Source organism: Saprospiraceae bacterium, from assembly GCA_016717265.1.
Lineage (GTDB): Bacteria > Bacteroidota > Bacteroidia > Chitinophagales > Saprospiraceae > Vicinibacter.
In genome coordinates this window covers 2,210,109-2,224,033 of the sequence record JADKFX010000001.1, presented here as the reverse complement: position 1 = coordinate 2,224,033, position 13,925 = coordinate 2,210,109, and the positions used below count along the sequence as shown (strand labels likewise).

Below are 13,925 nucleotides of genomic sequence, written 5' to 3'. Positions count from 1 at the left end.
TACTGTAATAGCTGCCTCATTGATCAATAGTGTAAGATTTGTCGCATTGAAACATGTTCTTCAAAATGCTAAATTTTCTTCTTCCTAAAAATTCAATACATCCTGTATAGGGTTTTATTAGGAATATCATATTTCATTGAAAATCAAAAAATCAGGGTTTTCCCCTATTGACAGAGATAAATAAAGGAAGTAGTTTTGCATTTTATTCCCAGACTTCACAAAGGATCAGTTTAAATTTCTTTGTTTGAGATAAGATGATTATAAAATTTCTGATCAGAACATTATTTCTACGGTTTTATTTAACTTCTTCTCTTAATTACAGAAATTACTTAATCCATTGCGTATTTCTTGCAATGTTTTTGGAATACCTTTAAATTAAAAACAATGCGACCCGACCAGGCAAAAAGAATTATCATAAAAATGCTCGTTTACTTCAATGGACATATTGGAACTGATGAGCTTATTCAGCTAGATGATGTAGCCATTGCTATGCGAACCAGTAAAAAAAACCTTAACCGGGCTTGTAAATTAGTCTTGGGGGTAAATGCTTATGCGTTGATATTGCAATTGAAAATGCAAAGAGCTTATTATTTCTCCAATATTGACGGCCTTGATGAACAAGAGATAGCTAGGATACTTGTATATAGCGATCCTTCGTCATTATGTCATGCATTCAAAAAACATACGGGTATGACCCTAAAAACTTGTACAAAAAAGGACTTACAAACACCCTTGCAGCTAAAATTAGATGCGCTGATTAATTCTGATGATATTGATGAATGCTTTACCATTCCTAATCTCAAATAAACATTTCCCGGAATTTTTAAACAATTGGCACTTTTTATCAATTTTTTGCCCCTTTTTAACAAACACCCATCTAAAATTGTATCCGACCTTCACATTGTAATTTAGTAAAAACAATCACACGTTTCATTTTCAAGTCACCCATTTTCATTTCTGATTAAGCGTATTAACAAGGAAAAATATTTAGATATTTTTTCACTGAATATTTAAACATCTTTCAAGGATTTGAAAACTGTTCATATGATTCAGTTCGGTAAATTATTTGATTAACTTAAAATCCAAAACTATGGAAAATCAAGATCTTACTCCACCAGACAAGACAGGGCTGAATGAAAGCCAAAACTGATTGATCTAATTATTCATTTGTTTCGTCTCAAATCGTTATGAATAAAATACCCATAGGCCTTTACACACAAGACCCCTGAGAAAATAATTCAGAAAACTGGGCACAAATTCAGCCACATTCTTGGCTTTGATTTTACTGCTAAGTATTACTTCATAAATAAAATAATTCATTAACCCATTTAAATTTAATTGAATGAAATTAAATCCATCATGTAGCAGACCTCATGAGATATCAGGTGTTACGCAAAATTATCGTTTTAATTCATTAATCTTTAATAGATCGACGTCTAAAATAAAAATCAAGGATTATTTCAATTACGGTACTAGGCTAAAAATTTATAAAATAGCAATAATGCTGGCAATTTCCCTTGTCTTCAATTCGTTAATAATTGCACAATGCGAGCCTGAAGATCCAGATTGCATTGCTGGAAATTCAGAGTTTGTAAAGGTTGGTACACCAGGTCAAATTACTTATTTTTCTGAATTAATAATGCAAAATTGTATCTTGGATGAAGGTCATTCCGAATCAGATCCGCAATTCATTTTAATTCAAGGGACTTTGGCTGTTGATGATAATGTAGAGTATACTTTTGCAGCAGGTTCAATAATATTATTTGATAGAGATCAAACTGATCCAGAATCAAATTTAATCATCGAGGGAACTTTACATGTTTACGAATCCGAATTTAAAGCATGTACATATATGTGGAATGCGATGACTGTTGCGACTGGCGGAATTTTAGATCTCAATGGATCATGGATATCTGGATCTATTTATGGGATTGTGCTTAAACCAGAAAGTTATATTTATAGTGTTGGTAATCATTTTTTTGATAACTACCTTTCTTCCATATACGCGACCTTTGATAATCCATCCAATGCTTTTCATTATATTTCTGAAAATGATTTTGACGGAACTGAAATTGATGAAAGTTTGGAGCCTCATGGAGGTGAAAAATGCAAACACGCTATTTTTATATACAATGTTATTGAATTTATGATATATGTAAATAACACATTTTCTGATTTTAATTTCTGTCAGAATGGAGGATTTGAACTAGAAAATTATATTGTACCTGAATGCCCTGCAATCTTAGCGTCAAATAGTAATCTTGAAGTTAGTGGCTCGGACTTTGTAGATAATGTGTGTTCAATATGGCATATTTCTGATAATTTAAATTCATCTTTTAACTGCAACCAGAATAATATTACAACAACAGATCTTGATTATATTAATCAATTTATCGGAATTGTATCCTTACAAGCTGCTACAAGCGTAATTACAGATAATGTCTTTTCAAATTTAAAATATGGGATGGGCGTTTATAGATCAATAGGAACTTACACTATTGGCCATAACGAATTTACAAATATTTCTACAACAAATGTGGTAGCAGGATATAATTTTGGGGGAGGAGAAATTAATAACGAGAATGAAATTTCCTTAACTCAAAATAATGAAATTGATGCTTGGACAGGGATATATGCAAGAAATAATATTGGTTGGAAATACAAAATCGAAGATAATATTATTGAAACAGATGACAATAGCAAGGATTTCTTTGAAACATATGGAGTTCGTGTTTTTAACTCGCCAGGCATAGAGATTCTTGGGAATGATATTGATCTAAATTCTGCCCCGTTATGCGTTTTCTGCCACAAATATGGACTTTTAGCACTTAATAGTTCAGGTACAAAAATGCTTTATAATACAATTAATGGAACAATAACAAACCAACCTTATTACGATGAGTCTGGAACCTACGTTGTTTCATCATTATTTAGTGAGGTTAAGTGCAATTCAGTACAGAATTATCAGCATGGTTCTTATTTTAAAGCCAATTGTGATTTGACTTATTTAACTCAAAACCATTATAACGATGATAATATTGGTGTACTCGTGGCAGGAGTTGGCTTGACAAATGGTGTGATAGGTGAACAGAAACATCAAACAAATTCTTGGGGTACCATTGGTTCATATGATATTGCATATGGATTATCGTTGAGTCCGTTTATAGTGGAGACGAATTCTGGGCAATATTATCCAAGTCCTGTGCTTGAAACAAACGTATCAGTAATTACAGAAACACCAACAAATAAGTGTTTTACAAATACTCCTCCAAGAGAAAAATTATCTCCTTTGATAGGAAAAACAGTTTACGGCGATTTGTTAGCCGTTTATGATGAATGGCAAACAGGGTTTTTATTTGATGCAAATTATTCTACGATTAAATCACTTTTAACCTTTCCTGATTTGTTGGACAGTACAATAGCCTACAATTATTTACAAGATACTTTAAATTCGCCAGAATATAAATTAAATTTAGTTGAAAAAGGATTATATGATTATTTACAAGATTCCTCAAACTATGGACAACTAAATGTTTTCACTGATACTCTTACAAAATATCTCTCTTATTATAGAGATACACTTGAAAATGCTTATCCCATTAATAATCTGCAGGAATTTTTGGATTTTAAGGAAAATGTCGAAGTTCTTCTGGATACGGTAGAACAATGGTTGGATAGAAACTCAGAAATAGGTATTGATTTTTCAACAAATCTAAATTCACAATTGTCTTCCCTTATTGAGGATTTAAATGAGATTGAAACTGAAACAGAACCACAATCAAATATGAAAAAAGTATTAGGTATTATTATTAATCACAGCAATGTAACTGAATGGACAGAATTTGATGAAACGGAGGAATTGGTTCTAGATAGTATTGCGGACCAATGTTTGGCCGAGGGAGGAAATGCTGTATTGATTTCGAGAATATTGCTTAATAGGGATTTGTTCGTTGCCGAGGATGAATGTGAACCTGAAAGTTTATCTAAAAATGGAAATAATCCAATTTCAACAGACTATGTTATCTTACAGCAAAATACTGGAATAATTGTTCTTAATAATCCAAAAGATCCTATAACAAAAATTAGAGTTTTTGATGTTCAAGGAAGGCTCATTAATGAAAATTCCTATGATCGAAATGCATATTATGATCAAATTACTTTAAAAAACCTTAGTTCCGGAATGTATTTTATCCAGGTTAATGGGCATTTCTTTAAAAAGATCTTTTAAATAGTTAAAACAAAAATAGCAAAATTTTCTTTTAAAAAGAAAATTTTGCTATTTTTAAGGCATGAAAATTAATGGATTCACGATTATAATTTTAAGCTTTTCAACCTATTATACATTCTCTCAGAACTATGATAATAACATTTTAATTGGGGATTATATTCCTGGCGAAACAAAACCTTTTATAGTTAGTGTAATTGATTCTCAGGCGTTTTTTAATGTACAAAATGGAATTAAAATTAGCTTGTATTATCCTAAAACAAGTGCAAATGATAGCACTGGGAACTTAATTTTTTACACAGATGGATTAAATATCTACGGTAAGGATAATTTATTGATGCAAAATGGTGCAAATATAAATCCTGGTACTTGGAGGAATTATTGTGTTATTGATGGCGTCAATTATAAAACACTTTACGCTCCACAATTTATTCCATTTCCTGGTCACCCTGATGAATATATCTTATTTCATATGGGAGTATATTTTGATTCGTTGTTGACGGAATGGCATTATGGTCCCCTTTATTATTCAAGAATTAATATGTTAAACAATAATGGGCATGGAGGAGCAGTCGAGAAAAATGTTTTTTTACTTAATGATATTCACTTGGCAAATTTTGCTTTATGTAAACATGGTAATGGTAGGGATTGGTGGCTTTTAACACGAGAAAATAATGATGACCGGTATTTTACTTTCCTGATTGATCCGGAAGGTATTCATGGACCTTTCATTCGTGAAATTTCTTCACCCATTAAGAGAGGAAATGGGTTTTTGGATATTTTTTCTAAGGATGGAAAGTATTATATAGAGTCCAATGATTTTGTAGTTAAGATATACAGTTTTGACAGGTGCAACGGCATCCTTAGCTGGAAAACGGATTATATCCTTCCAAATACTCTAACTTATATTTCGAGTGTTGTTCAAACATCGAGTGACAGTAAGTATTTATATTTAGGATGGCTCGATCGCTTGTTCCAGCTTCCTATTGTTCAGGTGAATGAAACAGAAATTGCAAGACCTCTTGCACCTCTCAATATTTCAAATGACAGTGTACTTACCGCCAAGATTGGTTTTTCTATAATTACATCAAATAATGAATTTTATATTTTATCTGGCAATGGGACCCAATTGATTCACAAAATAAACAACCCAAACCTACCGGGATTGAGCTGCGATTTTGAGGAGGACGCTTTCAGGCTCAGTAATAAAGTATGGGGGTTTACTCCTGTTTATCCGAATTACAGACTTTCTAAATATGTTGGTAGTGGTTGTGACACCTTGCAATTTCATAATGTTAACTATCAAATGAAAAAAATAGATGCATCATTCGCAAGCACTTCTATAAATAAAAGTACAGGTGGCAAATCAAGGTTAGCGCTTTTAGGAAAAGCGAACTATATAGAATATATGGAGAAAAAAAACAAGGGAGTTAAATCTATTAAATCATTAATTGATGAAATGGAAGTCGAAAGGAAAATATTCTACGAATTAAAGAAAGAAGAGAAATGAAGAAAGCAATAATATTTGGGATAATTTTATTATCTAAGTCTCTTACTTCAAACTGTCAAATTAATTGGCCTGTTGGAAATTCAAAGTACAAGACAAGTGCTTGGATAAAATTTGATTCTACGGGTAATCTTTTTATTGATACCTTGAAGTACTATATCCCAATTGCAAGTTCAATTGCAGTTTTCAAGGATGATCAAAATAAGTTATTATTTACTAATGGTTGTGGGATATATGATTATGACGGAATTTTAATAAAGAATGGAGATAATATTAACCAAGGTACGCTCTCAGACCAAGTTTGTAATGAAACTGGTTATATAATTCCAAACGGTGTAGCTATGATTCAATTTCCTGGATCTAAAGATTCCATATTATTGATCCACTCGCAAGCTGAAGCCGATCCACAACTTGTTTTAAGAAACAGATCTTTACTCTATTCATTAATAGTAAGAGATGAATCAAAGCAATATGTCGTGATGCAGAAAAATGTCGAAATAAAGAAGGAAAATTTTGATAATTTTCAAATTATCAAACACGCCAACGGAAGAGATTATTGGATTCTGCTTTTAGAACAAAGTACCCTTAATTATGATTTACTTCTGGTGAACCCAACGGGTATTGATCCATACAAGATTTCAAATAAATTAATTGGACCTGAAATTAACGATAGTTATTCACATAGCTATTGCAAATTTTCCAATAATGGCGAATTGCTTTCAATCTACAATATATCGATTGGACTTCTTATTTATGGGTTTGACCGATGTAGCGGGAATTTCACATTTCGGGGAAATATTTCTTCTCTCACAAATATTTATAACCTTGTTGATCTGAGTTACTCCTTAAATGATTCATTATTATTTGTTTCAGGAGGAAGATATATTAATGTCATTAATCTTCATAAAATTGGTATCGAACTTGCACCTTACGTAAGCTACACAATGCCATTAGGATGCCTAGCCTATCGATTATATACTCTTTCCAATGGGAATGTACTTGTATCCGACATTCATAGCAAACCGGTTTATCATCTTATGTTTCAAGATACTAATAATAGCTTTACTGTTGTAAGAAATAATTATAGTTTAAGTCGTCGTCAGCTTCATAGTATTCCAATGCAAATTAATGACAACCTTCAGGCTATAACAGGCTGCATTTGTGATACTATTAAAACAAAAACAAATATATTGCATAAGAAAGAAATTCCTGATGTGCAAGTACAAAAAATCTTAAATAAAATTTACTTAACTTCAATTGGCTGTTATATCCATCGCGTCCAATTATTCCGCATTGATGGAAGAGTGTTAAATGATTCAAAATTTGATTCAGAAACAAAATTAATGCTTGACCTTCCACCGCACTTAACAAATACTTTATTATTTGCCAGGGTTTATTGTGACAAATCATCGGTAACCCTAAAAATTTATACATAGATATGAACGGACCCAATCGTATCTTTTTATTAATACTCTTGTTATTGGAAATAAGCTACGTGCGAACACAATCTTGCATAGATACAACTCTAATTGATAAATCGCGAGCTAATAATGTATGTAATGATTTATTGAACTTTTATTTTGATCCGATTTGCGGCTGTGATGGCAAAATATATCCAAGCCCACAATGTGCGAAATATTTATCAGGAATTACTAGCTTTTCCAGGGATAGTGGTTGTATGTGTATAGATCCATCAATTATTGATACATCTAAAATTCCGGTAAGCCTGCAATTTAAAATTACTCCAGAATGTGGATGTAATGGACAATCTTATATGAATAAACGAATTGCCTACTACAGATTTGGTATTTCCCAATTTCAACCAATAGAAAAATGTGAATGTAATACTTTGAATATAGTTAATAACTATATTGGAGCGTTCGATTGTGGAGATGATTTTATCAGCGCGACTGGTCATCCTAACATTGATTGGGTCTGTGGCTGCGATAGTATAACCTATGTCAATCCATGTCAGGCTTATATAAAAGGCATGGTTTCAAGAATTATCCATAATGGAGGGTGTCATTGTATTGACACATTAAAAATCAACCCAAATATCAATTGCACTAATGAATACAAACCCGTTTGCGGTTGCGATACGGTTACATATAAAAACGAATGCATCGCAACCAATTATTTTGGAATAACAAAATATAAAAATGGTCCTTGCCCCTGTTACGATAAAACCTTAATTGATACAAGTATTCAGTGCCTTCCTGATTTTATTTATGGGTATAAAGGTATTGTTTGCGGATGTGATGGAAATACTTATGATAACATTTGTTATGCAAGAAAAAAGTATGGATTACTTAAGATTAAAGAAGGACCGTGTTTTTGTCGAGATAGTAGTTTACTTAATTTGCAATTGGATTGTCCTGATGATTTTGCACCGGTATGTGGTTGCGATAAAAATACCTATATCAATGAATGCAATGCAATTTATAAGGGTGGAATTAAATACTTTACCCCCAATCCTTGTCAATGCAAGGATACTAATTTGATAAATCTAGAAAAAAATTGCAATGACCTATTCATCAAAGACCCTGTATGTGGTTGTGATTCAGTTATTTATTTAAACTCTTGTCAAGCAATTTATAAGCATGGAATCACAGCATTTTATAAAGGTATTTGCAAAAATACTTGTATTGCTTCAAATCTAATTGATACATTTTCCATATGTTCTGAAGTTTATGATCCTATTTGTGGCTGTGATAAGAAGACCTATTTAAATGAATGTGTTGCGAGAAATAAATTTGGTGTTACGACTTGGCAGAAAGGTCACTGTGATAGCATTAATAATGTTGAAGAGAAAGCGTTTATTACTATAAATTTATATCCAAATCCTGTGTTAAATGAGCTAACAATTGAAAGTAATGAGTACCCTGTAGAACGCTATAAAATAACAAGTTTGGATGGAAATATTGTTGCAGGAAATCCCATTTTTCAAAAGAAATTTCAATGCAAATTAAATGGATTTAGATCTGGGCTGTATATAATTCACTTAGTTATAAATGGCAGTAGTTACAAAAGAAAAATAATTATAACCAATTAAAGATATTAATAAATACAAATCGAGCTTTAACTAGTGTGAAGCAACATTATATTTTTATGAGTAATGAATAGTAATCCCAATTAATTGTCTACTTGAGTAAATTGACTATATTTATTCCGATTCTTTTTCTATAAAAATGAAGCAAATACTGATATTAATCTTAATAGTTACTTTTACCCAGGGATATTCACAAGTATTCTTTAGCAAAGTTTATTCAGTTCCAGAAGATGGTTCTGGTTTCGTCAATCAATATCCGAATTGGATTAGCGCTGTATTTCCAACTGATTCATTAATATATGCTTTTGGCTATTCTGCCGACACAACATATAAAGATATTTATGGAACTGCATTTTACACTTTTGATTGGAGCGGTAATCTTCTTGATTATTATCACATTAAAGATGATAGTCTACATAATTTTTTCTATCCAGAAGGAATTCATACATGGGATGGAATAACATTCTATACTGGATTTAATCACCATAATAAACAAGAATCAATCCTGAAATTCATTAGAATAACTAGAGCACAGAAAGCGTTTGAAATCAAAAACTCAATTTATCCAGGCGGGTCAATTGTCTATAATAATATGTCCACAGATCCTTCAGGTTTCATTATCACCGCAAGTAAAGTAGGGACAGGTATAGCTAATCAATGGAGAAAAGTACAAGTAACTAAAATTGATACTTTAGGAAATTTAATATGGCAAAAAATAATTGGAAAGGAACCAATTACTACTTACGACAATGTTCCATACTCATCTTATATTGATGTTAATGGTTTTATTTATATAGGTATTGGCTACTCAGACATCGCCTATACTGGAATTAAACATGATTATGAGAGCCTTTTATTTAAATTAAATCCTGAGGGTAAACTTGTTAATTCTTACAATTCTAAACGATTTCAAGGATTTTGTGATATTTACGACATTATACAGGACGGAAAGGGAACATTTTATCTATCATCTAATTTCAATTACGATTATCCGCAATACCCTTATAGTAATCAAGGTTTTGGCATAGTACAAATTGTGGATTCTTCTTTGATTTTTAAAGACTATATTCAACTTGATTTTAGATACAATGGCACAGGCCCAGCATGGCTCTTTAGCTTTGAAAAAATTATCAGATCCAATAAAAATGATGGAGTCATTGTTGGTGGTACTATTCCAATAAAAAATGCCCTCATTCAATTTACTGATTCGATTCAGAGAGTAGACACTATTATAGGTTATCATGAACTTTTGAACTTAGTAAAAATTAATGATTTTAAGCAAATAGAATGGAGAAAGATTTATAGAATTAGAAACGGAAAAGACGATGGCTACCTGCATGACATTAAATCCTGCCCAACAGGAGGGTATATCATTGCTGCTGCCTCCTACCTTGATGATGCTTTTGAAAAAAATGGAGATCGTTATTACATGCCCTGGCTTTTAAAAGTTGACGATGACGGATGTTTAATCCCTGGATGTGGCATTGTGAATAATAAAGATATTGAATCAAACAAGAGATAATGATTTATCCAAACCCTGCAAGTAATTATATTGTACTGCTTCACTCCTGTATGTCGTCAAAGTAATTTGAACTTTTCACTAATTAGTGTTTCTATTTAATTCAAAGCTAATTCTTTTTGTTTATAAATATTAATTTTAATGGGAAATAATTTTTCATATTCAATTTTTCTATCCCTAAGACATTGTAGTTTAATTCTTTCTCTTTCTTTTAAAATGAGGTCGCCACGACCAAAATACATATCGGCAGGAGTTAAATTTTCTAGTGATTCATGGTATCTTTCATTGTTATAAGTTTGCACAAATTTTTCTAAAGCTCTTTCCAATTCCTCAGGGCAGTAATAATTATCAAGTTTTACGACGTTTTTCATTGTCCTATGATATCGTTCAATCTTGCCTTGCGTTTGAGGATGGAATGGCCTTCCATGTATCTGGTCTATATCATAGAATTTTTTCAAATAATTTTTTAAATCAGAAGCTATATAGCAAGAGCCATTGTCAGACAATAATTTAGGTCGTTGTTTAGTGACAATTTTAGCTTTGATGATTGCTCTATCAACGGTCCTTTTTACATCCTCCACTTTCATGCCTTTGCAGAGTTCCCAGTGGACAATATATCTGCTGTAATCATCTAAAACAGTACTTAAGTAATACCAACCCCAGCCTAATATTTTAAAGTAGGTAAAGTCTGTTTGCCACATCTGATTTACGAATGCAGTCTTTTTACTAAATTCATCTGCTGCTGTTATAAAAATATGTGCAGGAGCCGGAATCAATCCTCTTTCTTTTAGAATTCTATAGACGCTTGATTCTGATATAAATATTTGTTGTTCATCCGTAAGTTTATAAGCAAGTTCCCTGGATGATAAATGAGGAAACTCCAATGCAAGTATGACAACAATATTTTTTGCTCTTGTGGAATACTGTTCCATTGCCTTCTGTTAGTACGTTTACTGGGAGCCAATCCATCCACACCATGATCAGAATAAGCTTTATACCAGTTATAAAAAGTACTTTTATTAAGTCCAATCTCTCGAAGTGTTTTGTTAACCCCAATTTGGGAACCAACTACGATATTGATTAACTCTTGTTTTTCCGAAGCTGTAAATCTCATATACTTATTGAATTTTACGGTTATTCCAGCACGGACAAGCTTTTTTTTACAATATCATATCGAAGTACCAAATCAGCAACCATCTCTTTTAAACGCTGATTTTCCTTTCTAAGCTCTAACACTTCATCACTTGTGGCTTCCCTGGTCGTATCGCCGGATAATCGCTTCTTTCCTGCTTCCAAGAACTCTTTATTCCATTTGTAAAATTGCGGTTCATGTATTGAATACTTTCGACATAACTCTGCTACTGAAATCTCAGCTCTCAATGCTTCCATAACAATTCCAATCTTTTGTTCGGAACTAAATATCCTTCTAGTTCGTCTGCGAATCTCCTTAATGAAGTTTTCTGTGGTTTGTTTCTTCTTTGTTTCCATAATTTGTAAATTTAATTGATCCTGGAAACACTAACTAGTTTTTAGTTATATTTAGTCCACTTTATCCTGACGATTTACAACATAATTCTTTTGCCTTTATTGCATGTAAGTCTCTTAAGAGAATCTGCATTGTTTCTTCTTCAATTCTTAGGTTAATATCAGCTTGATTCAACTCATAATTAGCATATCCTTTATTCTTTTTCAAGACTGTAAAAATTGTATCATCCCATTGAGGTAATTTTTTAAATTCGTCACGACCTTTTGGAAAGGCTGATATAGTCATGGCTAAATCGTGTACCAGAAAAGCACCACCCAAAACAAACCCCTCTGTAGGGGTTATTTCAAATCCATCTCCTGTAATTAAGCTTCCCATTATCCATAAAGCATCTAGATGAGTAAGGTCATGAACAGTAAGACTTGGTTGATCCTTATATATTTCATTTGCTAATAGCCCAGCCTTTTCCCTGAATGAATCAAATGCAACTTTTAGCCTATTGCACATCTCGTTTTCATTACTAAATGAGGCTCTCCACAAACTTGTTTCTTTGTAATTTGTCATATTCTAGCTAGTAAATTTACATTCATTAGTTTCATTGCAGCTAACGTTTTGGTATAGACGCTGCACCGCCAATTGTTTAGCAGCCAAAAATAAGAAATAAGTTTTTCACTACCAAAAAAAATTTAAAAAGAATGATTTTAGATGCTTGGCGGTGTAGTATCTATGCTGTGTTAGGTGCCTTTTTATTCTATTGTAATCCTAATATTATACCTATCTTCTAATTGGTCTATATAAGTGTTATGTAAAATCTGTTGTTCTTTTGTAATGATACCATTTTCATATAGATTCTCTAAGGCATATTTTTTTTCATGCATTTCTAATAAATCGAAATCGTCGTTCGTTTCCTTACCCCAAATTTTATGATCAGGTTGCAGTAAATATCGCCTTTTGCTTAATGTTTTTATATTGATGATATATACTTTTTTCGAATTAAAAAGAGTATTGGCATTCTTCCAGAGGTTCATACTTCCTGGATTAGTTTGAGTTCCGTCTGACATCAATGAATAGCCAAGTTCAAGTACGTATTTATATAAATGAATTATTACTCCCTGACGGCGATAAAAATGGTTTGTATATGCTCGTTCAACTATATAGTAATTCTTAGTATTTATTTTTAATTCTTGAAGCCTAATTACTCCGCACAGAATATCTGAATTATCCACAAGCTTGATATAAACATGTTTTTTAGGAAAAGAATAACTTATCAGTAACTGCGAACCTTGAATTGGATTTGGAATACTAGATGTAGCTAACTGATATGTTTGACTGCGTTGTTCATCTAGAAAGAATCCTAAATCAAATTTATTTGGATTATAGATGTTTGGCATTTAAACATTTGAAATGACAATTACCTAATTAAGTCAATGCCTTGTCATCTTTGGTTTCATTTTATGCATACAAATCTGATTTATTCTTCTTCATCTCTGATTTCCGTTGAATTGTTAAACCAATAATTCGGTGCGTCATAGAAATCATCAACAATTTCTGAATAGTTTTCATTATCAGTGGCAGCCAGTAGGTTATATCTTAATTCGATTTTTCCTTTTTCGTCCTCAAATAGATATGTATGTGAATAATACTCGAAATTATTTAGTTCTGAGTTTTCAAAGGTTCTTTCAAAATGAGCTTCTCTTTTGCAGCCTCTTCCATCTCCGTCGTAACACTTATACATTACTGCTGCAACTGTTCCATCTTTAGTAAAATCTTCTATTATTTCCATAACAGTTTCCATTGTTTGAAGATCAAAAACAGGATTCTCATTATTAATACAATTTACATAAATTTCAAAGATGTTTTTACAATGAGTACATGTATGCGTAAAATACTCATCTGAGAATTTGAAGAAAACTAAATAATCATTCTCATTTTTTGTGGAAAATACAAATAAGTTATCCTTTTGCTTTAAGTATTCGTAAGCCATTTTCAATTAATTTCATATCTAAACCAAAATTGAGTAATTTGTTTTCATCCTTCTGTTTTAAGGCTTCAAGGAATTCCCGCTGGATCTCAATATCCTTTCCTATTTCCTTTGGTATAGTTCCGTTAAATTGAAATATTCTTTTTTTCATATTAATAGTA

General features: G+C 31.9%; 10 protein-coding genes and 1 pseudogene. 6 read left to right on the top strand and 5 right to left on the bottom strand.

The annotated features are described in order from the left end of the window. Positions 1–384 precede the first annotated feature (384 nt). The 6 genes from IPO86_08585 to IPO86_08560 all read left to right on the top strand — a co-directional run bounded on the left by IPO86_08585 (position 385) and on the right by IPO86_08560 (position 10,303). Positions 385–807 carry a helix-turn-helix transcriptional regulator gene (locus tag IPO86_08585; protein ID MBK9728156.1) on the top strand — a complete coding sequence of 141 codons (423 nt, stop codon included), beginning with the start codon at positions 385–387 and terminating at the stop codon, positions 805–807. A gap of 694 nt (positions 808–1,501) precedes the next feature. Then, a complete protein-coding gene (locus tag IPO86_08580; GenBank protein MBK9728155.1) occupies positions 1,502–4,228 on the top strand; it encodes a T9SS type A sorting domain-containing protein in 2,727 nt (908 codons plus the stop codon). A gap of 61 nt (positions 4,229–4,289) precedes the next feature. Then, positions 4,290–5,735: a hypothetical protein gene (locus IPO86_08575; protein MBK9728154.1), complete on the top strand. Its 1,446-nt coding sequence runs from the start codon at positions 4,290–4,292 to the stop codon at positions 5,733–5,735. After that, the gene (locus tag IPO86_08570) at positions 5,732–7,168 is read left to right on the top strand and encodes a hypothetical protein (GenBank protein ID MBK9728153.1); all 1,437 of its coding nucleotides are present in this window, start codon (positions 5,732–5,734) and stop codon (positions 7,166–7,168) included. The genes IPO86_08575 and IPO86_08570 overlap by 4 nt, the downstream gene beginning before the upstream one ends. A 2-nt stretch (positions 7,169–7,170) precedes the next feature. Beyond that, positions 7,171–8,784, top strand: a complete 1,614-nt coding sequence (locus tag IPO86_08565) for a T9SS type A sorting domain-containing protein (protein ID MBK9728152.1) — start codon at positions 7,171–7,173, stop codon at positions 8,782–8,784. A 136-nt stretch (positions 8,785–8,920) separates the two neighbouring features. Further along, complete coding sequence (locus tag IPO86_08560; GenBank protein MBK9728151.1) at positions 8,921–10,303, top strand: hypothetical protein; 1,383 nt, start codon at positions 8,921–8,923, stop codon at positions 10,301–10,303. 95 nt (positions 10,304–10,398) lie between these two features. On the opposite strand, the pseudogene IPO86_08555 reads toward IPO86_08560, so the two are convergent. From IPO86_08555 to IPO86_08535, 5 genes and pseudogenes are all read right to left on the bottom strand, one after another. Continuing rightward, positions 10,399–11,788: pseudogene (locus IPO86_08555) on the bottom strand (IS3 family transposase). 61 nt (positions 11,789–11,849) lie between these two features. Next, positions 11,850–12,347: a hypothetical protein gene (locus IPO86_08550; protein MBK9728150.1), complete on the bottom strand. Its 498-nt coding sequence runs from the start codon at positions 12,345–12,347 to the stop codon at positions 11,850–11,852. 182 nt (positions 12,348–12,529) lie between these two features. Then, on the bottom strand, positions 12,530–13,174 hold the full coding sequence (locus tag IPO86_08545) for a hypothetical protein (protein ID MBK9728149.1): 645 nt from the start codon (positions 13,172–13,174) through the stop codon (positions 12,530–12,532). Positions 13,175–13,254: 80 nt separating this feature from the next. Continuing rightward, positions 13,255–13,767: a hypothetical protein gene (locus IPO86_08540; protein ID MBK9728148.1), complete on the bottom strand. Its 513-nt coding sequence runs from the start codon at positions 13,765–13,767 to the stop codon at positions 13,255–13,257. Then, the gene (locus IPO86_08535) at positions 13,736–13,915 is read right to left on the bottom strand and encodes a hypothetical protein (GenBank protein MBK9728147.1); all 180 of its coding nucleotides are present in this window, start codon (positions 13,913–13,915) and stop codon (positions 13,736–13,738) included. Before IPO86_08535 ends, IPO86_08540 begins: the two co-directional genes overlap by 32 nt. Between the last annotated feature and the right edge of the window lie 10 nt (positions 13,916–13,925).